A 20,700-nucleotide genomic window follows, 5' to 3' on the forward strand; every position below is an offset into this window, starting at 1 on the left:
GAAGCCGGACCGCAGCATCCATTCTCCCAATACGCTTTGCCTCACCACCTCTCCCTCACGAAGGAAGAGGTGGTTTTTTTACGCCAGAGAGCCGCAAAGGGGCACGCGATTCGGCGCCTTGAGGAAAAGCGCTCACTCCCCCTGCAGCAGGAACTCCAGATAGAGATTGCGCTGCAGGATTGACTGGTTGTCGTCCGACATCAGCGACACCACCAGCGCACCGTCGGCGCGGCGCCAGACGTCCATCGCTTCCATATTGTCGATCTGGTAGTTCATGTCGGCCTGCATCAGCACCGGCCCATCGGCCACCTTGCCCTTGCCGATGGCGGAAGCCGGAAGGCGGCGGATCCGCATCTTCACGCCCTGCATCATGGAAAAGCTGCGCTCGAGCAGCAGCAGGTCGCCGCTCGGCAGGAATGCGCCGTCGGTGATGTCGAAGCCGTCGCTGCGCACCACGGTGAAGACGCCCTTGCGCGGCCCGTCGAGCACGGCAGCAAAGACGTTCCCTTGGCTGTCGAGGCTGCGTTCGGTGACGACGACCAGCGCGCCCTTCAGCGCGCTGTCGGCCGGCGCATAGGCTACCGTCTCGAAGCTGCGGTTCATGCGCAGCTCATGCTTTGGCACCAGGAAATCGAGCTGCCGAAACGGTGCGCGCATGTCGTCCGGCTTGATGCGGAACTGCGCCACACGGTGATCGCGCTCGAAGCCGACGGTGGCAACACCGTCCTTCACCGCCAGCCCCTCGGCATCGACCCGCCATTTGTCGTCGATCGGCTGCCCGGCCGCATCCACCATCTGCACCATGCGGAAATCGCCAATGCCGGTGGGGCGTTGTTCTGCGTCTCGCGTCACCTGTCCGAAGAACCAGAAACCGGTGTCGGCCACGCCGATGAAGCGGCCTCCCGGCGTCAGGAAGCGCATGGCCGAAAAGCCGCCGAAGTTGCGCGACGACGAAACCATCTCCAACCCGCCGACGAATTCCAGCGGGCCGAAGCGGGTTTCATTGCGCCCGATGTGAAACTGGGTGATCTGCCGGGTCGAAACTTCTGCCCGCTCCACCGGAGCGGGCTCGGCCTGAGCCGGCGCGACAATCGCCGCCCCGCTCAGCGCTGCCGCCAGCAACAGGCCGAGCAAGCGCGCCGGAAAGAGCCTCATCCGGCCCGGCGGCGGCCGCCGCGGCGAACCTCGCGCACGGTCTCCTCGCCGAACAGCGAGGCAAGCTGCTCGGTCATCGCGCCGGCCAGTTCCTCGGCGTCGACGATGGTGACGGCGCGGCGATAGTAGCGGGTCACGTCATGGCCGATGCCGATGGCCAGCAGCTCCACCGGCGAGCGCGTCTCGATGAGCTCGATCACCCCGCGCAGGTGGCGCTCCAGATAGTTGCCCGGATTGACCGACAGGGTCGAATCGTCGACCGGCGCGCCGTCCGAAATCATCATCAGGATCTTGCGCTGTTCGGGGCGGGCGATCAGGCGCTGATGCGCCCACAGCAGCGCCTCGCCGTCGATGTTCTCCTTCAGCAGGCCCTCACGCATCATCAGGCCGAGATTGCGCCGCGCGCGCCGCCAGGGCGTGTCAGCGCTCTTGTAGATGATGTGGCGCAGGTCGTTGAGGCGGCCGGGATTTGCCGGCTTGCCGTCCTTCAGCCACTTCTCGCGCGCCTGCCCGCCCTTCCAGGCGCGGGTGGTGAAACCGAGGATTTCGACCGAAACGCCACAGCGCTCCAGCGTGCGGGCCAGGATGTCGGCGCAGGTCGCCGCCACCGTGATCGGCCGACCGCGCATGGAGCCCGAATTGTCGAGCACCAGCGTTACCACCGTGTCGCGGAACTGCGTGTCGCGCTCCTGCTTGAAGGACAGCGGCTGCATCGGATCGATGACGACGCGCACCAGGCGCGCGGGATCGAGATAGCCCTCCTCAAGGTCGAAGTCCCAGGAGCGGTTCTGCTGCGCCATCAGGCGGCGCTGCAGCCGGTTGGCAAGCCGCCCGACCACGCCCTGAAGATTGGCAAGCTGCTTGTCGAGGAAGGCCCGCAGGCGGTCGAGTTCCTCGGCCTCGCACAGGTCCTCGGCGCCCACCGTCTCGTCGAAGGCGGTGGTGTAGACCTTGTAGTCGATCTCGCGCGGCAGGTTGGCGAAGGGGTCGTCCTTGCGGCGGGCCTCGCCCGGCGTCTCGGCGTCGGCGTCCTCTTCGTCCGACATCTCGTCGGTGTCGGCGTCGGCCGCCTCCATCTCGCCGGCCTGGTCCTGCTCGGAGGCTTCGGTTTCCTCGGGCTGCGACTGCTCGGAGCCGGTGTCTTCCTCGCCGGCTTCCTCGCTCTTCTCGCCGCCTTCCGGCTGATCCTCGGTCTCGTCCTCGCTTTCCTCGGACTGCTCCTCGTCGCCGAGTTCCTCGGCCATGTTCATCGAGGCCAGCATGTCGCGCACCACGCGCGCGAAGGCGTTCTGGTCGTTGAGGTTCTCGGCCAAGTGGTCGAGGTCGGCGCCGGCCTTTTCTTCCACCCAGTTGCGCCACAGCGAAACCAGCTTCTCGCCGCTCTTGGGCGCCGGCCGGCCGGTCAGCTTCTCGCGCACCAGCAGTGCCACGGCTTCCTCGAGCGGCGCGTCGGCCTGCTCGCGCACGTCGGCCAGATTGGCCTTGGCGTATTTGTCCTCGAGCATCTGGCCGATATTGTCGGCAACGCCTGCCATGGCCCGGCTGCCGATGGCCTCGACGCGGGCCTGCTCGACGGCATCGAACACCGCGCGCGCCTGCTTGCCCTCGGGGGCCAGCCTGGTGTGGATGCGATTGTCGTGGCAGGCGCGCCGCAGCGCCATGGAATCGCCAAGGCCGCGCGTGATCGCGATGTCGGCTTTGGACGCCTTCTTCGGCAGCTCGGGCAGCCGCGCCCGGTTGCCGGCCAGCGCCGGCCGGTCCTTGGCAAAGGCGACCTCGAGCTCATTGTCGCCGGAAATGGCACGCATGCAGACCGTGACGGCGCGCTTGAACGCGTCCGTATCGGCGCCCGCCTTGGACCTGCCGCGTATGTTGTCGCCCGGACCCGCCACCTGCTTATCCCAAAACGACGTTGGCCGAAGATTCCGGCAGATCCTCGCCGAAGGCGCGCTGGTAGAACTCGGCCACGATCGGCCGCTCCAGCTCGTCGCACTTGTTGACGAAGGTCAGGCGGAAGGCCAAGCCGACATTGTTGAAGATCTCGGCGTTCTCCGACCAGGTGATGACCGTGCGCGGGCTCATCACGGTGGAAAGGTCGCCATTGACGAAGGCCGAGCGCGTCATGTCGGCCACGCGCACCATCTTGTTGACGATGTCGCGGCCCTTGTCGTTGCGATAGTGCTTCGACTTGGCCAGCACGATCGCCACTTCATTGTCATGCGGCAGGTAGTTCAGCGTGGTCACGATCGACCAGCGGTCCATCTGCGCCTGGTTGATCTGCTGCGTGCCGTGATAGAGGCCGGTGGTGTCGCCCAGGCCCACCGTGTTGGCGGTGGCGAACAGGCGGAAGGCCGGGTGCGGGCGGATGACGCGGCTCTGGTCGAGCAGCGTCAGGCGCCCCGAGGATTCCAGCACGCGCTGGATCACGAACATTACGTCGGGGCGGCCGGCGTCATACTCGTCGAACACCAGCGCGACATTGTGCTGGTAGGCCCAGGGCAGGATGCCGTCGCGGAATTCGGTGACCTGCATGCCTTCCTTGACCACGATGGCGTCCTTGCCGACGAGGTCGATACGGCTGACATGGCTGTCGAGGTTCACGCGCACGCAAGGCCAGTTGAGACGCGCCGCGACCTGCTCGATATGGGTGGACTTGCCGGTGCCGTGATAGCCCGAGACCATGACGCGGCGGTTATAGGCAAAGCCCGCCAGGATGGCCATCGTCGTCTGCTGGTCGAACAGATAGTCCGGATCGATGTCCGGCACATGTTCGGTGGCCACCGAATAGGCGGGCACAACCATCTTGGACTCGAAGCCGAATTTTTCTTTCACCGACACAGTCGTATCGGGCAGGTTTGCGATGTCGCGTTCGACCTTGTTCATCACATCTCCACGCGCGGAAGCAAATCTTCCGCCGTCATTCTAGCCTTGTTCGGGAGCGGTCTTAGAGCTTTTTCCTTTCGGGCGAAAGCCGTAGCGGAACGCTCGTTCAAACCTGTCGCTCAACACAAGCCGGCTTGCTTGAGCACGCGATACGCCTGAAGCACATCGCGGAATCGATCTTCCGAACCCCTGTCTCCACCATTGGCATCCGGATGGTGGCGTTTCACGAGTTCCTTATAGCGCGCCTTGATCTCGGTTCCAGTCGCCTTTGCGGTAAGGCCAAGCGTTTCCAGCGCCTTGGCCTCAAGGGGCCTGGCCTTGCGCTGGCGTGGGGCGGCGGTGTCGCTGCCGAACATGTTGAACGGATCGCGGATGTTGCGATAGTAGCCGGCACGCCCCGAGCGGTGCTGTGCCATCTCCGGCGCGGAGCGGTAGCTGCTATTGGTGCCCATGGTCCAGGTCGGGCGGTGACCGGTCAGCGCCTCTTTCTGGAAGCGGGCGATCTCGCTGTCGGCCAGGCCGGAAAAATAGTTGAAACCCTTGTTGTATTCGCGCACGTGCTCGAAGCAGAACCGGAAATACTCGCCTTCCCGCATCCGCCCCACAGGCGCGCGGTGGGTTCCGGCTTCCTGGCAGCCGTCCCACTGGCAGATCGGCGCATGCGCCTTGGCCTCGGCCTGCGGGTCCGGGCGCACGCGGATCTTCTCGAAATATTTCGGATAGGGTTTCATGTCGGCCCATTTAGGGGATTTCCCCCCACGGAAACAAGAATTGACATTTCGACAATCATCACCCTAACCGCTGAATCGACGGTGAACGGTCGATAGACCGCCAATCGGCGCTTGCGACACTTATATTGGGTGAACGTGACATATGTGGGCAAAGGAGATGGCAATGTCCATGAAGACGACGATGGAAACCAAGCTGAAGAATGCCTTCCAGCCGCAACGCCTGGAGGTCGTCGACGAAAGCCATCTCCATGCCGGGCATCATCACGAAGAATCAGGCCACCACGTGACCTATGACGGCACGGGTGAGACGCATTTCCGCATCCGCATTGTTTCCGACAAGTTCGAGGGAATGAGCCGCATTGAGCGCCATCGCTCGGTCAACGAATTGCTGGCCGACGAGCTGAAGGCCGGCGTGCATGCGCTGGCGATCGAGCCTGCCGCGCCCGGCGAAAAGACGCGCTGGTAAGACATTCGGACCGGCGCGGGCGAGGCACCAACTTCGGTTCCGAACTGCCTGCGCCACGCTGGCCCCCAACCGGGCCTATGTCACGCGGTTGTCATACATATCCACTATTCTGGATTTATGGATGACCAACGTACAATCGACGCGCTTTCGGCCCTTGCCCAGCCGACCCGGCTCGACGCCTTCCGCAGGCTGGTCGCTGCCGAGCCCAACGGAATCGCTGCCGGCGAACTGGCCCGCGTGCTGGCCGTCCCCCAAAATACTCTTTCGGCTCATCTCGCCATTCTCGCGCGCGCCGGGCTGGCAACGAGCGAGCGCCAGGGGCGCTCGGTAATCTACCGGGCCGGCATCGAAAGGTTGCGCGAGACGGTGCTTCTCCTGGTGAAGGACTGCTGCGGCGGCAGCCCTGAGGTTTGTATCCCCTTGTCCGTTGACCTCGCCCCCTGCAACCCTCCCGCACGAGCCATGCCATGACCAACCGGCCCTACAACGTGCTTTTCCTGTGCACTGGCAACAGCGCCCGCTCCATCCTTGCCGAGAGCATCCTGCGCAAGGACGGCGCACCGCACTTCAACGCCTTCTCAGCGGGCAGTCAGCCCAAGGGCGCCGTGCATCCGCTCGCCTTCAAGGTGCTCGAAAGCTACGGCTATCCCACCGACGGATTGAGGTCGAAGAACTGGGACGAGTTGGCCGCCCCCGGCGCGCCGCAGATGGATTTCATCTTCACCGTCTGCGACAGCGCCGCGGGCGAAGCATGCCCGGTCTGGCCCGGCCATCCGGCCACTGCCCACTGGGGCATCGACGACCCGGCTCATGCCGAAGGCACCGAACTCGAGAAGGAGACGGCCTTCGTCACCGCCTTCAAGCACATGAAAAACCGCATCTCCGCTTTCATCGCGCTGCCGCTGTCCAGCCTCGACCGCATGGCGCTTGCCAGCCACCTGACCGAGATCGGCAGGCTGGAAGGCGCCTCGGCAAAGACGGCCGAGAACTCATGATGCGCGAGCCTCTCGCCCGTCGCCTGCTCGCCGAAGCGCTGGGAACGGCGCTGCTGCTGGCGACTGTCGTCGGCTCCGGGATCATGGCCTCCAGGCTCGCCGGCGGCAACGCGGCCCTGGCGCTGCTTGGCAACACCTTGCCGACCGGCGCGATGCTGGTGGTGCTCATCCTGATCTTCGGACCTGTTTCAGGCGCCCATTTCAATCCTGTCGTCAGCTTTGCCCTAGCCCTGCGCCGGCGCTTCGCGCTGTCGGACTGCGCGCCCTATATTTTGGCCCAACTGGGCGGGGCGGTTCTCGGCGTGTGGGCCGCCCACATGATGTTCGAGCTTCCGCTTTTGCAGGTGTCGATGACGGCGCGCACCGGAACCGGCCAATGGCTCGCAGAGGCAATCGCCACTTTCGGGCTGGTCCTGGCCATATTCGGCTGCGCGGCGCGCACGCCCGCCGCCGTGCCTTTCGCGGTCGGCCTCTACATCACCGCCGCATACTGGTTCACCGCCTCGACATCCTTCGCCAATCCAGCGGTGACGGTCGCGCGCGCCCTATCCGATACGTTCGCCGGGATTGCGCCAGCAGACGTCCCGGCCTTCGTCGCCGCGCAATGCATCGGCGCGTTCGCCGCGGCCGCGGCCAGCATGCTCCTATGGCCGGCGCCTATTGAGGAGGACGCGGTATCGGCTGGGTCAGGGGCTCCGCAGGCCGGATCCTGATGCGGGTGATGCGGTTCTTGTCGCGCTTCATCACGATGAAACGCTTGCCGTGGAAGGTGAAGGCCTGCTTCTCTTCCGGGATCGACTGCGTCTCATGGATGACCAGACCAGCGATGGTGGTCGCCTCCTCGTCGGGCAGGTTCCAGTCCAGCGCACGGTTGAGGTCGCGGATCGGCACCGAGCCGTCGACCACTATTGAGCCGTCGGATTCCTGGCGCACGCCCTGCACGTCGACATCGTGCTCGTCGGCAATCTCGCCGACGATCTCCTCGATGATGTCCTCCAGCGTCACCAGCCCTTCCAGCTCGCCATATTCGTCGACGACGAGGGCGAAATGGGCCTTGCGGCGCAGGAAGGCACTGAGCTGATCCTGAAGCGAAGTCGTGTCGGGCACGAACCAGGGCTTCGAGGCGATCTTCAGCAGGTCGATCCTGGAAAAGTCGTTGCCGACTTCCTCCAGCGCGCGCAGCAGATCCTTGGCGTGCAGCACGCCGACGATGTTGTCGGAGGCGCCGCGCCACAACGGCATGCGCGTATGCGGGCTCTGCAAAATCTCGCGCACCACCGTCTCGGGCGGGTTTTCGACATTCACCGAGCGCATGTTGGTGCGGTGCACCATGACGTCGGAGACTTCCAGCTCATGCAGGTCCAGCAGGCCGCCCATGCGGTCGCGATCCTGCTTGACCACGCCGCCCTCGCGATGCAGCACCGCCACCGTGCCGCGCAATTCGTCATGCGCCGACAGAAGCGGCTTGTCGCTCGACAGGCTCACGCCGAACAGCCACAGCAGCATGCGCACGGCCCAGTTTGCCGCCACCGACAGATAGCCGAACACCAGCACCGCCAGCCGCGCGAAAGGCGCCACCCGCAGCGCAAACTGCTCCGGCCGCGCCAGCGCCCAGCTCTTGGGCAGGATCTCGGAGAAGATCACCAGCATCACCGTCATGACTGCGGTGGCGTAGGCGACGCCCTTGGCGCCGAAGAGCTCCAAAAACAGGCTGGTGGCCAGCGCCGAAGCCAGGATGTTGACCAGGTTGTTGCCGATGAGCAGCGCGCCCACCAGTCGATCCTTGCGCTCCAGCAGCCGCTGCACCAGCCCGGCGCGCTTGTCACCGGCGGCACCCAGCGAATGGAGTCGCGCGCGAGACGAGCCCGTCATGCTGGTTTCGGCCCCGGAGAAGAAAAAGGACAGGACCAGGAGTACGAGGATGATGCCGACCGTAATCCAGATATCCCAATTCATCCGGGATGATTCTCCTTCAGGAAGGCCAGCACCTCGGCAGCCGGCACGTCCTTGGCAATGAACGACTTGCCGATGCCGCGCGTCAGGATGAAGGTCAGCGCGCCGCGCGACACCTTCTTGTCCTGCGCAATATACTCCAGAAGCCGCTCTGCGTCGGGCAATTCTCCCGGAATATCGGCCATGCGCCACGGCAGGCCGACCGCTTGCAGATGCGCTTCCACGCGAGCAGCATCGTCGGGCGAGCAGAGATTCATGCGCGCGGAGAAACGGTGCGCCAGCGCCATGCCGATGGCCACGCCTTCGCCATGCACCAGGCGCGTGCCGTCATAATTTGTCGCCGCCTCCAGCGCGTGGCCGAAAGTGTGGCCGAGATTGAGTAGCGCGCGATAACCCGTCTCGAACTCGTCGCGGGCCACCACGTCGGCCTTGGCTCGGCACGATTCGGCGATGGCCTCCGCGCGCGCCGGCCCGCCGGCAAAAACGTCCTGCCAGTTCTTTTCCAGCCAGGCGAAGAAATCCGGCCGGTCGATCAGGCCGTATTTGGCGACCTCGGCATAGCCGGCGCGGAATTCGCGGGCTGGCAGCGTGTCGAGCACGTCGGTATCGGCCAGCACCAGCCGCGGCTGATGGAAGACGCCGACGAGGTTCTTGCCATGCGTGCTGTTGATGCCGGTCTTGCCGCCGACCGACGAATCGACCTGCGCCAGCAGAGAGGTGGGCACCTGCACGAAATTCATGCCGCGGCGCACGATGCCTGAGGCGAAACCGGCAAGATCGCCGATCACGCCGCCGCCGAGCGCCACCACCGCATCGCGCCGCTCCAGCCGCGCGGCCAGAACGCCGTCGACCACCTGCTGCAAATGGGCGAAGCTCTTTGTCTTCTCGCCGGCCGGCAGCACGATCGCGGTCGACAAGATACCGGACTTCTCCAGCGAATTCGTCAGCGCATCGAGATGCGCCCGCGCAACATTCTCGTCGGTGACGATCGCCACCCGGACGCCGGGCAGTCGCGCCGCGATCTCGGCGCCGGCGCGAGCGACCAGCCCCGAGCCGATCAGGATGTCATAGGCCCGCTCGCCCAGCCCCACCTCGACCTTGACCGTGTCGCTGCCCGTCATATCGCATTCTCCCGGGCGCCCCGGCCCTGTCCGCCCAAATATTCGTCCAGCGCTGCGATCACCTCGTCGGCGATGACCTCCTTGCGCTCGTCGCGCGTCAGCACCGTCACATCCGCCGTCGTGTAGACGGGATAGCGCTCGGCCATCAGCCGCTGCATCACGCCGCGGGGATCGGGCCCCTGCAGCAACGGCCGAGTCGGCTTCTTTCCTACCCGCTCCATGAGCGTGTCGATATCGGCCTTGAGCCATACCGAGACACCCTGATCGAGTATCAGGCCGCGCGTCTGCGCGTTCATGAAAGCGCCGCCGCCGGTGGAAAGCACCTGCGGGCCGCTCTCCAGAACCCGCTGGATGACACGCTGTTCCAGCGCGCGAAACTCCGGCTCGCCATAACGCTGGAACAGCTCTGGAACCGTCATGCGCGAAACGGTTTCGATCTCATGGTCGCTGTCGATAAAGGGCAGGTCCAGCGCCGCCGCCACCTTGCGACCGATCACGGTCTTGCCCGCACCCATCAGGCCGACGAACACAATCGAACGCTTGCCGAGCCGCTGCAGCAGCTCCGCATGTTTGTCGGCCGTGTCGTGGGGCGTTTCGCTCGTCATGCTGGCGTTTCGACATGAAAATACCTGACACGTCAAGGCTTCGAAGTACCCTTGAAATGACATCCGTACGGACCCATAACGGGATGGACGAGCAGAGACGGGGCGCAACCGAAAAATGCCGACCTTATTCAGGTTTCTCGTGACGCTTGGCGTCCTGGCGGGTCTCGCCTATGGCGCGATGTTCGCGCTCGTCACCTTCGTGCAGCCCAAGCGCGGCGAAATCACCATCCGCATCCCGGCCGACAAGCTCAATCCCAAGAAGTGACGCGACGATGAAAAGCGGCGCGCGCATCGAGGCGTTCCTGGAAATGATGAGCGCCGAGCGCGGTGCTGCCGACAACACGCTGGCGTCCTATCGGCGCGACCTGGAAGACGCGGCCGAGCATGTCGGCGACCTTGCCGGCGCGGATGCGGCGGCCATACGCTCCTATCTCGGCGAAATCGCCTCGCGCGGCTTTGCCGCCAGCTCGCAGGCGCGCCGGCTATCGGCGCTGCGCCAGTTCTACAAGTTCCTCTATGCCGAGGGCCTGCGCCCCGACGACCCCACCGGCACGCTCGATAGCCCCAGGAAGGACCGTTCGCTGCCCAAGATCATGAGCGAGGCCGAAACCGGCCGCCTGCTCGACCGGGCAGCGGCGGAATCCGCCGACGCCTCGCTCGGCGACAGCGCCCGCATTTCGGCGCGGCGCATGCATGCGCTGGTCGAGGTGCTCTACGCCACGGGCCTGCGCGTTTCCGAGCTGGTGGCCCTGCCGGTAACGGTCGCCCTGCGCGACGAGCGCTTCTTCATCGTGCGCGGCAAGGGCAACAAGGAGCGCATGGTGCCGCTGTCGGGCAAGGCGCGCGCGGCGATGAGCGCCTGGCTTGCCGAGCGCGACAGCGATCCGGCGCTGGCGGAAAGCCCTTACCTGTTTCCGGCCGCGTCCCAGAGCGGCTACCTGCCCCGCCAGGTCTTCGCCCGCGAGCTGAAGGGGCTGGCCGCCCGCGCCGGCATTCCTGCGGCCAAGATCTCGCCGCACGTGCTGCGCCACGCCTTTGCCAGCCACCTGTTGCAGAATGGCGCCGACCTGCGCGCGGTGCAGCAACTGCTCGGCCATTCCGATATTTCCACCACCCAGATCTACACCCATGTGCTCGAAGAACGGCTGGTGCGACTGGTCAACGACCATCATCCGCTTGCCGATGAAGGGCGCTGAGGTTATGTGAAGGCAAGTTTTCGCGGCGCCGGCCTATCTTTCGAGGCGTCGGCGGTCTTTTCTTCAGGCGTATCGGTCAGCTCACGCATGTACAATTACCTCGATTTCGAAAAACCCGTCGCGGATCTCGAAGGCAAGATCCTGGAGCTCAAGAAGCTTGCCGAGAACGGCGAGGCCGTGGACGTGGCCGAGGAGATCGCCCGGCTGGAAAAGCGCTCGCGCGATGCGCTTCGCGACATCTACAAGTCGCTGACGCCGTGGCAGAAGGTGCAGGTGGCCCGCCACCCCGACCGCCCGCACTGCCTGGATTATATCGACGCGCTGTTCACCGAGTTCACGCCGCTTGCCGGCGACCGCACCTTCGGCGAGGACAAGGCCATCGTCGGCGGCTTCGCCCGCTTCCGCGGTCAGCCCGTCGCGGTCATGGGCCAGGAAAAGGGCTCCGACACAAAGAGCCGCCTGGCGCATAATTTCGGCTCGCCGCGGCCCGAGGGCTACCGCAAGGCCGTGCGCATCATGGAACTGGCCGACCGGTTCTCCCTCCCCGTGGTGACGCTGGTGGACACCGCCGGCGCCTATCCCGGCGTCGGCGCGGAAGAGCGCGGCCAGGCCGAAGCCATTGCCCGCTCCACCTCCGCCTGCCTGTCGCTCAAGGTGCCGTCGATCTCGGTGGTGATCGGCGAAGGCGGCTCCGGTGGCGCCATCGCGATCGCTACCGCCAACCGCGTCTTCATGCTCGAGCACGCGATCTATTCGGTGATCTCGCCGGAAGGTGCTGCCTCCATCCTGTGGCGCGACACCACGCGCTCGAGGGACGCCGCCACCAACATGAAGATCACCGCGCAGGACCTGCTGGCGCTCAAGGTCATCGACGCCATCATTCCCGAGCCGCTGGGCGGCGCCCACCGCGGGCCGGAAACGGTGATCCAGGCCGCAGGCGATCTGATCGCCCGGACGCTGGCGGATTTTGCCGCCAACCCCGTCGACTTCCGCGAACAGCGCCGCGACAAGTATCTCGCCATCGGCCGCAGCCTCTGACGGTTTTTCGGCCGGCACGGCTGCCCTTCTCGGTGCAGCCGTAGCGCTCGCATTGGGACCATTTCGTGGAGCGAATGGGGCAGATGGCGGCGCATTGCCCATTCCTGCCACAAAATTGCCGCCACTCTTTCGTCAAACGGCCATCTGTCGCCAGGCGCCGTTAACCCTTGCGGTAATCAATTCGCAAGGTTAACGGTTTATGTTCGAGCCTGAACATAGGTCGGCAGGGGATTGCAGTTCCCGCCGTAACCGACGGAAACGAAGACGACATTTGATGCCGAAACTCGCCAGTATCGCTCGTTCTGGTCTGCTGGTCGCCGCGCTCGCCGTGGCCGGCTGCAATGAATCCCAGTCCACCTTCGAGGGTTTGACGGCCAAGGGCGAGCTGCACATTCCGCAAAAAATCCTGGCCGAGATGAAGGCCAAGGACATGCCGCGCACCTCGCCGGTGCTGGCGCGCATCTTCAAGGAAGAAGGCAAGCTGGAAATCTGGAAGCAGAAGTCCAACGGGCGCTACGACATCATCGCCAGCTACGACATCTGCAAATGGTCGGGCAAGCTCGGGCCGAAATTCATCGAGGGCGACCGCCAGGCGCCCGAGGGCTTCTACACGGTGCGCCCGTGGCAGATGAAGCCGAACTCGCAGTTTTACCTCGCTTTCAACATCGGCTACCCCAACGCCTATGACCGGGCCAACGGCCGCACCGGCTCCAACCTGATGGTGCATGGCGCTTGCTCCTCGTCGGGCTGCTATTCCATGACCGATGCCCAGATCGAGCAGATTTACGCCTTCGGCCGCGATGCCTTCTCCGGCGGCCAGACCGAGTTCCAGGTACAGGCTTTCCCCTTCCGCATGACGGCAGCCAACATGGCGCGCTATCGCGACGACCCGAACTACGAGTTCTGGAAGATGCTGAAGGAAGGCTACGACCAGTTCGAGATCACCAAAGTGCCGCCCAAGGTCGATGTCTGCGAGAAGCGCTACGTCTTCAACCAGATTCCCGAGAACGGCGCCGCCTTCTCGCCGACCGGCGCCTGCCCGGCCTCGACAATGCCCGATTCGCTGAAGATGGCCTATCAGAGCTACATTTCGGACTACGAGAAGGCCTTTACCAGCGCCATCAAGAGCTCGACCCCGGAGCCCGCACCCACCATCGCCGGCCTCAACGAAGCCACCATCGTTTCGGACTGGACCCGCAAGCGGGCACGCGGCGAGCGCGTGCCGGTCGAGCCGCCGTCACTCGAGCCGGACGGCAGCGTCAAGGTGACGAGCCAGATGGGCCGCATCGACTCTCCCGCCGGCCGCCGCATGGCAGCCCTCGAGGCAGCCGAGGCGGAAAAGAAGCGGCTGGCCGAAGAGAAGAAGCGCGCGGCCGAGGAAAAGGCGACAGCGATCGCTCTCGCCAAGGCTGAAAAGGCTGCGGCTGAAGCACTTGCCAAGGCCGGCCCCGCGCCGGCGCCGACCGCCTCGCCTGACGCCAGCCAGGTCGCGGCCGCGCCGGCCGACGAGGGCGCTACTGCCGAAAAGCCCGGCCTTCTGGGCGGCGTGCGCAAGCGCATGGCCAGCCTCTTCGGAGGCTGAAGGCTGGCTTCGTGACAAGCGCTGCGGACGTCTACGATCTCAAGGGGCTGAACTGCCCCCTCCCCGTCCTGAAGGCGCGCAAGCGCCTGGCCGCAATGGCCCCGGGAAGCCTTCTGTGGCTCGAAACCACCGATCCTCTGGCGGTCATCGACATTCCAGCCTTCTGCACGGAAAGCGGCCACCGCCTGGTGGAAGCCCAAGCGCAACCCGGCGGCCACCGTTTTCTGGTCGAGCGCGGGGCCGGGTAGCCCAATTTTCCCGACGTGAAGACGCCGCTTACCGGCGCATGCCCGCAATCGCCAGCGGGTTGTCCTCGATCGCAGCGCGGTCGGGCGTATCGATGGCCGGCCGGTTGGTGATGGCGGAAAACAGCCGCTGCACATAGTCTTCCGGCATGTCCAGCGTGATCAGCACCAGCCGCGTTCCGCGTCGCTCGTCGGGCCAGAAAGGCAGGCGCGCGGGCGGATGCAGGATCTTCTGCACGCCGTGCACCACCAGCGGCCGCGCGGGGTCCTCCGCCAGTTCGATGACGCCCTTCATGCGCAAAAGCCGCTCACCATGGGTCGAGCGCAGCAAGTCGAGGAACATCTCGATCGCCGCATAGGGCACCGGCCCGTCATGCACCAGGCTGAAGGAGCGCACGCGCCCGTCGTGGTGGTGATGGTGGTGGTCATGGCCGTGGTCGTGGTCGTGCCCGCAATGGTCATGCGAGCCATGCGCCGCCTCTTCGCCCAGCCAGCGGCGCACATCGGCCGTCTTTGTCTCCGGATCGTAGAGCCCGCATTCGAACAGCGCGGCCACGCCGGTGGCCTCGTCCGAGACGTCGAGCTGCGGCGCGGACGGATTGATGCGGCCGAGCCGCGCCTTCAGTGCCTCGAGCGCGGTGGCGGCGTCCGCCAGGTCGGTCTTGGTGATCACCAGCCGGTCGGCCACGGCCACCTGCTTCACCGCCTCCACATGCGCGTCGAGCGTCGCTTCGCCATTCACCGCATCCACCAGCGTGATGACGCCGTCGAGCCGGAACGCCTGCACCAGGGCCGGGTGGCCCATGATGGATTGCAGCACCGGCGCCGGGTCGGCCAGGCCGGTGGTCTCGATGATCACCCGCTTCAGCTTCGCGATGCGGCCGGTCTGCAGCCGGTCGACGAGGTCGGCCAGCGTGTCGACCAGTTCGCCGCGCACCGTGCAGCACAGGCAGCCGTCCGAGAGCTGGATGACGCCGTCGGATGCCTGTTCCACCAGCAGGTGGTCGATGGCGACGTCGCCGAATTCGTTGATGATGACGGCGGTGTCGGTAAGCGCCGGGTCTTTCAGGAGCCGGTTGAGCAGCGTGGTCTTGCCGGCGCCGAGAAAGCCGGTCAGTACCGACACGGGAATTGGGTTGAGGTGTTGCATGGCTATTGCGGCCGGCTCGCGGCGTCGCCCTGCGCCGCCACCGGCGCTGTCGGCGCCGGCCTGTCGGGCCGCCAGGTCGGTATCGGCACGTTGGCCTGGTTGTTCTTGGCGTCGATCGCGGCAAAGGCCGCCGGCGCCGGGCCGGTCGCGCCGCCCAGCCCCACCCGCACGAACTGCAGGTCGCGATTCAGCTCCGCCATGTAGGGCGACTTGAACTTCGGCTTGCCGTTGGCGTCGAGCCCGTCGGAGCGCTCCGAGGCGCCCGCCTTGCTGCAGACGATTTCGCGCATGTCGGTCGGCGTCGTCAGGTTCTCGCCATAGGGCTGCAAGGTGCCCAGCGTCACGCTTCCGCTGGCCGCGGTGGAAAAACCCTGGCCCAGAAGGTCTGCCGCCCGGTCGGCGCGGCCCCACGGCGTGCGCTCGCCCAGAACCACCGCCGCAAGCGTGCGCCCGTCGCGCGTGGCCGAGCCGGCGAGATTGTAGCCGGAAGCGCAGACGAAGCCCGTCTTCATGCCGTCGGCGCCGGCAAAGCGCCCGAGAAGCGGGTTGAAGCCGCGTATCCTGTTCTTGCCGTTGGTGGTCAGGCCCTCGATCGTGAAATAGGAGCCATATTGCGGGAACTCGAGCCGGATCGCCCGCACCAGCAGCGCCATGTCGCGCGCGGTGGTGTAGTTCTCGGGGTCGTGCAGCCCGTTGGGGTTGGTGAAGTGGCTGCCGGTCATGCCCAGCCGCTGCGCTTCCGCATTCATGCGGCCGGCGAAGGCGGGCAGCGTGCCGCCGACGTTCTCGCCGATGGCGGCGGCAATGTCGTTGGCCGACTTGCCCAGCATCATCTTCAAGGCGTTGTCCAGCGTCATCACCGAGCCCGGCTTGTAGCCCATCTTGCTCGGCGGTTCGGCCGCGGAAATCTTGGTGATCTTGATCGGCGACTGCAGGGTCAATTCCCCGGCATTGATCGCGCGGAAGGCGACATAGGCGGTCATCATCTTGGTCAGCGATGCCGGATGCCAGCGCCTGAACGCCTCCTCATGCTCCAGCACCTGGCCCGTCTTCACGTCGAACAGAATCGACGGATTGGCTCCCGCCGGTCCGGCCACCGAGGCGCCAAGTACGACCAGACCCGCGAAAAGTCCTTTTGATAAAAAGAGATGCCGCATGGTTAATTCCGAATTCGCCTCTTGCCGTATCCGCCTCGGGGTCCTTAAGATTTTCGGATCGGGTCTCGAAAAGCGCGGGAATTGAGTTGAGATGCCCCGGACCGCGCGCCCTGCGTGCTATTTAGCCTATGTGACCTCAAGATGGCAAAGCGTATGCGATCAACATTGCGAATAGCGGGGCCAACCTTTTGAACAGCGAAAGTCCTAAATCATGCCGATCCTGAACCGAGCTGCCGAACTTCAAGACGAGGTCACCGGCTGGCGCCGCACGCTGCACCAGAACCCCGAATTGAACTATGACGTATTCCAGACCGCGCAATTCGTGACCGACAAGCTGAAATCCTTCGGCTGCGACGAGGTAGTGGGCGGCATCGGACGCACCGGCGTGGTGGGCGTCATCCGCGGCAATCTCGGCGCAGGCAGCACGATTGGCCTGCGCGCCGACATGGACGCGCTGCCGATGACCGAGGCTTCCGGCAAGCCCTATGCCTCGGCCAATCCGGGCAAGATGCACGCCTGCGGGCATGACGGCCACACCGCCATGCTGCTGGGCGCTGCGAAATATCTCGCCGAAACGCGCAATTTTGCCGGCTCGGTGGCGGTGATCTTCCAGCCGGCGGAGGAAGGCGGCGCCGGCGGCCTCGCCATGGTCGAAGACGGCATGATGGACCGCTTCGGCATTTCCCAGGTGTTCGGCATGCACAACATGCCCGGCCTGCCGGTGGGCCAGTTCGCCACCCGCGCCGGCCCGATCATGGCCGCAACGGCCGAATTCACCATCACCGTGAAGGGCAAGGGCGGCCATGCCGCAATGCCGCATCTGGCGATCGACCCGATCCTGATCGGCAGCCAGATCGTCGCCGCCTTCCAGACCATCGCCTCGCGCACAATCGACCCGCTGGAGTCGATCGTGGTCACGGTGACCAAATTCCACGGCGGCGATGCCTACAACATCATACCCGAACAGGTGCAGCTTGCCGGCACCGTGCGCACGCTGAAGAAGGAAGTGGCGGCCATGGCGCGCGAGCGCATCCACGCCATCTGCGCCGGCATCGGCGCCGCGCACGGCGCCAGCGTCCATGTCGACTACGATGCCAATTATCCGGTGACCTTCAACCATGCCGCCGAAACTGCCCTGATCGGCGATGTCGCCGCCACCATCGCCGGCGAGGCGCAGGTCCACCGCGAAATCCAGCCTCTGATGGGCGGCGAGGACTTTTCCTACATGCTGGAAGCGCGCCCCGGCGCCTTCATCTTCATCGGCAATGGCGACAGCGCCAACCTCCACCACCCCGCCTACGACTTCAACGATGAGGCGATCTCGCATGGCATCAGCTACTGGGTGAAGCTCACCGAAACCGCGCTGGCGGCATGATCGTTGCGGCGGGCGCCGGCCAGCGCCCGCCAGCAAGCCCCCGCGGGCCGCCGCGCATGGGGTCTTCATTGGAAAATTGTCCAAAACCCGTTGGCGAAACGGCCTGAAGCGGCTATGTGTCGTCTCGGCTGGTCCCGTAGCTCAGTAGGATAGAGCGGCAGATTCCTAATCTGTAGGTCACAGGTTCGATTCCTGTCGGGATCACCAGCAAAATCAGAGATCTCGTCAGTCCATAACGACGGCGCCGCATCAGTGTCGGTGCAATCCGCGCCGGCCACGACGCCTCGAGATGGCTTATGGCTCGCCTGCACTCGTTCAAGTAGCAGAGGACGGAAATTTCCTGCACTAGTTGTCGGATTCCGGTCCGCCCGTTCGTCAATATCGTGAAGGCAGGTCAACCGGACCGCTCGAAGACTGTTGCAGGAGAGAAGCCATGGCGCGGTACCTGGTCGCCATTCACCATCCCGACGACTACGACCCGTCCGTCGCAGAGGACGACGCAATGACCCGCGATATCGACGTGCTGAACGAGGAGATGAAGGCTGCCGGTGTCAGGATCTTCGTTGGCGGCCTGCACCCGGCAAGCAGCGCGAGGTCATTGCGGGCACAGCGCAATGGCGAGGTGGTCATCACCGACGGCCCGTATCTGCAGACCAGGGAGCACGTGGGCGGTTTTTGGGTGCTGGAAGCCGCTGACCTCAACGAGGCGCTGGCGTGGGGGCGAAAGGCCGCCATCGCCTGCCGGGCGCCCGTCGAGGTGCGCCCGTTTCACTGACGGCTGCCACACACCGCCGGACAGCTTTCCCGAAACGCAAAGAACCCGCCGCCACGGAGAGCGGCGGGCCGGCAAACGTCACGTCAGTGACGGTATACGCAAACGCGGTGGCCCCGGTGCCAGCGATAGTGGTGGCGACACCAAGCGGAGTGCCTGTGGTGCCATCCGCCGTAGTAATACGCCGGACGATAGCCGTAGTAGCCTCCGTCGTCGTAGCCTGCGTACCAGGGGTATAGCCAGGGCAGGCCCAGACCGAACCAGCCCCACCCCCAATCATCCCAGTCTCCGCCGCCGCCAAAGAAGCGGTTGCCGTGGAAGTGTCCGCCATGGAACCCATGGAACCCGCCATGCATGCCGTGGAACCCATGGAAACCGCCGCCCATGCCATGAAAGCCTCCGTGAAAGCCTCCACCCATGCCGTGGAAACCGCCACCCATGCCGTGAAAGCCTCCGCCCATGCCGTGGAAACCGCCCCCGAATCCGCCGCGGACGAACTGAAGGCCGCTGGCTCCGCGGTCAGAGGGCTTTTTCACCAGCACGGCTGGCTCGAGCTTGCCTTGGCATGCTGTGGTTGTGCAGGGCAGCTTCGATGCCTGGCCGTCTTCTGTTGGCTGCGCCGTTGGAGTTCGGAAAGCCCCACCGGCTGCTTCGACCGTCGGGGCAATCTCGGGAACTGACCTTGGAATGCCTGCGGCAAACGCGGATGCGCCTGCGAGCGCTCCAATGCTCAGCAACCCCGACCATGCGAGTGTTGAGAGATAGCGTTTCATCTTCTTCTCCAAGGAAACACGTCCGTGGAGCTCAGGCCTGCGATGAACGCGGGAAATGGGCCTCCAGGCGACAATCGCGAAGGCTGGCCCTATCGAACGAACCTTTAGAAACGAATAGGGAACAGAAAAGTTCCACGCGCGGCAAAACGTTGCCCCATCGAGGCGACAACGCGACTCGCAGACGCGCCCTTGTTCCCATCAGTGCGCGAACGAGGCGGCCAGCAGCGGCCGCTCTCCGCTGGTGCAGGTGCCGATAGGGAAAGTCGCGCATCGAACGCGATTTGGATTGACCGGCAGGGCGAATTTGCGCACCCTTTCGGCAACGTAAAAGGCTAGTGCCTGCAGCAGCTTGTGGAGAAGATATGCTGACGAGACGTAATTTCTGCGGCTGTCTTCTGGGCAGCCTGCCGTTGATCGCCACCGCCGCTCATGCGCAACAGCCCGAATGCGCGGTTTTCACGCACACGCGCCAGGAAGAGACCTCGCCAGACGACGCGATCGCCCTGCTCAAGGCCGGCAACGAACGGTTTGTAGGCGGCCACTCGATCAACTGCGACCTGATGCAGCAGGTCAAAGGGACGGCGGGGCAACAATCGCCCTTTGCGGCAATTGTCGGCTGCATCGATTCCCGGGTGCCGCCCGAGATCGTCTTCGACCAGCGGATCGGCGACGTTTTCTGCGCCCGGGTGGCAGGCAATTTCGTCAATGTCGATATTCTCGGCAGCCTCGAATACGCCACCCAGGTGGCCGGCGCCAAGGCGATCGTCGTTCTCGGTCACAATTCCTGCGGGGCGATCAAGAGCGCCGTGGACGGCGTGAAGCTGGGCCATATCACGGACCTTCTCGAGAATCTGGACCCGGCCCTCGCCACGCTCACGCCATCCGACGGGCCGCACGATTCGCACAACGCAAAGCTCGTCCAGAAAGTGGCCGAGGCGAACGCAAGGCTGACCGCCGCAAGCCTGACAGGCCGCAGCGAAATCATTGCCAAGCTGGTCGACGGCGGCAAGCTGAAGATCGCGGCCGCGATGCACGACATCACGACAGGCCGGGTTTCCTGGCTAACCTAGGCAGCCCCAATCGAGCCTCGCCGTCGCCGGCAGAGATCTACCATCTGTTGGCGACGCAGAAGCCTCGCGGCGTGAGGTGCATTCCTCTCGGGCACGGCCGGACGAACTGACGGTTGGGAACGCACCTGCCGAAGCGATTGAGATGCCAGCCTCTGCCGCAGACGCCCCGCAGCCTTGCACGGTTCGGAACGCAGCGGCCCCAGCGGTTCATGTGCCATCCTCGCCCGCATCGCCAGCCGACATATTCGACCGAGTTGCCCGTTGCTTGCTGCGTCTGCTCGGGCACGACCGGATAGGAAAAGGCCGGAAATGCAAACGTCATCAACGCGCCGGCAGCCGCGAGCGCCACGAAGTTCTTACGAGAGAACATCTTTGTATCCTCCAGTACAGCACTCCCCGCGCGAAAAACTAGTGCCTTCGGTTGGGAAAGGAA

The 20,700-nt window shown here is 64.9% G+C and carries 23 protein-coding genes and 1 tRNA gene; 13 read left to right on the plus strand and 11 right to left on the minus strand.

The genetic code is table 11. The features are described from left to right. Nucleotides 1–132 precede the first annotated feature (132 nt). The 4 genes from AC3A4H_RS19785 to AC3A4H_RS19800 all read right to left on the minus strand — a co-directional run bounded on the left by AC3A4H_RS19785 (nucleotide 133) and on the right by AC3A4H_RS19800 (nucleotide 4,769). Entirely contained in the window at nucleotides 133–1,155 is a 1,023-nt protein-coding gene (locus AC3A4H_RS19785; protein WP_487768240.1) for an esterase-like activity of phytase family protein, read from the minus strand. Continuing rightward, nucleotides 1,152–3,047, minus strand: a complete 1,896-nt coding sequence (gene cobT, locus AC3A4H_RS19790; protein WP_487768241.1) for a cobaltochelatase subunit CobT — start codon at nucleotides 3,045–3,047, stop codon at nucleotides 1,152–1,154. Before cobT ends, AC3A4H_RS19785 begins: the two co-directional genes overlap by 4 nt. Nucleotides 3,048–3,051: 4 nt before the next feature. Continuing rightward, complete coding sequence (gene cobS, locus AC3A4H_RS19795) at nucleotides 3,052–4,038, minus strand: cobaltochelatase subunit CobS (protein ID WP_348780347.1); 987 nt, start codon at nucleotides 4,036–4,038, stop codon at nucleotides 3,052–3,054. A 119-nt stretch (nucleotides 4,039–4,157) separates the two neighbouring features. Continuing rightward, complete coding sequence (locus AC3A4H_RS19800; RefSeq protein ID WP_348780346.1) at nucleotides 4,158–4,769, minus strand: J domain-containing protein; 612 nt, start codon at nucleotides 4,767–4,769, stop codon at nucleotides 4,158–4,160. A gap of 163 nt (nucleotides 4,770–4,932) precedes the next feature. Here AC3A4H_RS19800 and AC3A4H_RS19805 point away from each other — a divergent pair, with 163 nt between their 5' ends. From AC3A4H_RS19805 to AC3A4H_RS19820, 4 genes are all read left to right on the plus strand, one after another. Then, complete coding sequence (locus tag AC3A4H_RS19805) at nucleotides 4,933–5,235, plus strand: BolA family protein (protein ID WP_487768242.1); 303 nt, start codon at nucleotides 4,933–4,935, stop codon at nucleotides 5,233–5,235. A gap of 117 nt (nucleotides 5,236–5,352) precedes the next feature. Then, complete coding sequence (locus AC3A4H_RS19810; RefSeq protein WP_487768243.1) at nucleotides 5,353–5,706, plus strand: ArsR/SmtB family transcription factor; 354 nt, start codon at nucleotides 5,353–5,355, stop codon at nucleotides 5,704–5,706. Continuing rightward, a complete protein-coding gene (locus AC3A4H_RS19815; protein ID WP_487768244.1) occupies nucleotides 5,703–6,230 on the plus strand; it encodes an arsenate reductase ArsC in 528 nt (175 codons plus the stop codon). The genes AC3A4H_RS19810 and AC3A4H_RS19815 overlap by 4 nt, the downstream gene beginning before the upstream one ends. Beyond that, nucleotides 6,230–6,943, plus strand: coding sequence for an aquaporin (locus AC3A4H_RS19820; protein WP_348780444.1), 714 nt, complete (start codon nucleotides 6,230–6,232; stop codon nucleotides 6,941–6,943). Before AC3A4H_RS19815 ends, AC3A4H_RS19820 begins: the two co-directional genes overlap by 1 nt. Here AC3A4H_RS19820 and AC3A4H_RS19825 read toward each other — a convergent pair. Genes AC3A4H_RS19825 through AC3A4H_RS19835 form a run of 3 tightly spaced genes read right to left on the minus strand, consistent with a single transcriptional unit; the run spans nucleotide 6,888 to nucleotide 9,909 of the window. Next, the gene (locus AC3A4H_RS19825; protein ID WP_487768245.1) at nucleotides 6,888–8,186 is read right to left on the minus strand and encodes an HlyC/CorC family transporter; all 1,299 of its coding nucleotides are present in this window, start codon (nucleotides 8,184–8,186) and stop codon (nucleotides 6,888–6,890) included. The two genes, AC3A4H_RS19820 and AC3A4H_RS19825, sit on opposite strands and share 56 nt — an antisense overlap. Next, nucleotides 8,183–9,304 (minus strand): 3-dehydroquinate synthase, encoded by a 1,122-nt coding sequence (gene aroB, locus AC3A4H_RS19830; protein ID WP_487768246.1) that lies wholly within the window; start codon nucleotides 9,302–9,304, stop codon nucleotides 8,183–8,185. The genes AC3A4H_RS19825 and aroB overlap by 4 nt, the downstream gene beginning before the upstream one ends. After that, nucleotides 9,301–9,909 carry a shikimate kinase gene (locus AC3A4H_RS19835; RefSeq protein ID WP_487768247.1) on the minus strand — a complete coding sequence of 203 codons (609 nt, stop codon included), beginning with the start codon at nucleotides 9,907–9,909 and terminating at the stop codon, nucleotides 9,301–9,303. Before AC3A4H_RS19835 ends, aroB begins: the two co-directional genes overlap by 4 nt. A 115-nt stretch (nucleotides 9,910–10,024) precedes the next feature. On the opposite strand from AC3A4H_RS19835, the gene AC3A4H_RS19840 reads away from it, so the two are divergent. The 5 genes from AC3A4H_RS19840 (at nucleotide 10,025) to AC3A4H_RS19860 (ending at nucleotide 13,973) form a co-directional block, all read left to right on the plus strand. After that, entirely contained in the window at nucleotides 10,025–10,174 is a 150-nt protein-coding gene (locus AC3A4H_RS19840) for a histidine kinase (RefSeq protein ID WP_348780339.1), read from the plus strand. Between the two features lie 7 nt (nucleotides 10,175–10,181). Next, nucleotides 10,182–11,105, plus strand: a complete 924-nt coding sequence (locus AC3A4H_RS19845; protein ID WP_487768248.1) for a site-specific tyrosine recombinase XerD — start codon at nucleotides 10,182–10,184, stop codon at nucleotides 11,103–11,105. Between the two features lie 87 nt (nucleotides 11,106–11,192). Continuing rightward, nucleotides 11,193–12,143, plus strand: coding sequence for an acetyl-CoA carboxylase carboxyltransferase subunit alpha (locus tag AC3A4H_RS19850; RefSeq protein WP_487768249.1), 951 nt, complete (start codon nucleotides 11,193–11,195; stop codon nucleotides 12,141–12,143). A 274-nt stretch (nucleotides 12,144–12,417) separates the two neighbouring features. Then, nucleotides 12,418–13,725: a L,D-transpeptidase family protein gene (locus AC3A4H_RS19855; protein WP_487768250.1), complete on the plus strand. Its 1,308-nt coding sequence runs from the start codon at nucleotides 12,418–12,420 to the stop codon at nucleotides 13,723–13,725. A gap of 11 nt (nucleotides 13,726–13,736) precedes the next feature. Next, the gene (locus AC3A4H_RS19860) at nucleotides 13,737–13,973 is read left to right on the plus strand and encodes a sulfurtransferase TusA family protein (protein WP_487768251.1); all 237 of its coding nucleotides are present in this window, start codon (nucleotides 13,737–13,739) and stop codon (nucleotides 13,971–13,973) included. A 28-nt stretch (nucleotides 13,974–14,001) separates the two neighbouring features. Here the strand turns inward: AC3A4H_RS19860 and AC3A4H_RS19865 are convergent, their stop codons facing one another. Both AC3A4H_RS19865 and AC3A4H_RS19870 read right to left on the minus strand, forming a co-directional pair. Then, a complete protein-coding gene (locus AC3A4H_RS19865) occupies nucleotides 14,002–15,120 on the minus strand; it encodes a CobW family GTP-binding protein (RefSeq protein ID WP_487768252.1) in 1,119 nt (372 codons plus the stop codon). 2 nt (nucleotides 15,121–15,122) lie between these two features. Further along, complete coding sequence (locus AC3A4H_RS19870; protein ID WP_487768253.1) at nucleotides 15,123–16,277, minus strand: D-alanyl-D-alanine carboxypeptidase family protein; 1,155 nt, start codon at nucleotides 16,275–16,277, stop codon at nucleotides 15,123–15,125. 211 nt (nucleotides 16,278–16,488) lie between these two features. Here AC3A4H_RS19870 and AC3A4H_RS19875 point away from each other — a divergent pair, with 211 nt between their 5' ends. From AC3A4H_RS19875 to AC3A4H_RS19885, 3 genes are all read left to right on the plus strand, one after another. Beyond that, the gene (locus tag AC3A4H_RS19875; RefSeq protein WP_487768254.1) at nucleotides 16,489–17,652 is read left to right on the plus strand and encodes a M20 aminoacylase family protein; all 1,164 of its coding nucleotides are present in this window, start codon (nucleotides 16,489–16,491) and stop codon (nucleotides 17,650–17,652) included. A 130-nt stretch (nucleotides 17,653–17,782) separates the two neighbouring features. Continuing rightward, nucleotides 17,783–17,859 (plus strand) — tRNA-Arg (locus AC3A4H_RS19880). Nucleotides 17,860–18,085: 226 nt separating this feature from the next. Continuing rightward, nucleotides 18,086–18,427 carry a YciI family protein gene (locus tag AC3A4H_RS19885; RefSeq protein WP_487768255.1) on the plus strand — a complete coding sequence of 114 codons (342 nt, stop codon included), beginning with the start codon at nucleotides 18,086–18,088 and terminating at the stop codon, nucleotides 18,425–18,427. Between the two features lie 83 nt (nucleotides 18,428–18,510). Here AC3A4H_RS19885 and AC3A4H_RS19890 read toward each other — a convergent pair whose 3' ends face one another. After that, nucleotides 18,511–19,197, minus strand: a complete 687-nt coding sequence (locus tag AC3A4H_RS19890; RefSeq protein WP_487768256.1) for a hypothetical protein — start codon at nucleotides 19,195–19,197, stop codon at nucleotides 18,511–18,513. A gap of 362 nt (nucleotides 19,198–19,559) precedes the next feature. Here AC3A4H_RS19890 and AC3A4H_RS19895 point away from each other — a divergent pair, with 362 nt between their 5' ends. Further along, entirely contained in the window at nucleotides 19,560–20,267 is a 708-nt protein-coding gene (locus AC3A4H_RS19895; RefSeq protein ID WP_487768257.1) for a carbonic anhydrase, read from the plus strand. Between the two features lie 37 nt (nucleotides 20,268–20,304). Here AC3A4H_RS19895 and AC3A4H_RS19900 read toward each other — a convergent pair whose 3' ends face one another. Beyond that, nucleotides 20,305–20,637: a GCG_CRPN prefix-to-repeats domain-containing protein gene (locus tag AC3A4H_RS19900; protein ID WP_487768258.1), complete on the minus strand. Its 333-nt coding sequence runs from the start codon at nucleotides 20,635–20,637 to the stop codon at nucleotides 20,305–20,307. Nucleotides 20,638–20,700 lie beyond the last annotated feature (63 nt).

Source organism: Pseudaminobacter sp. Soil_N_29 (assembly GCF_057656055.1).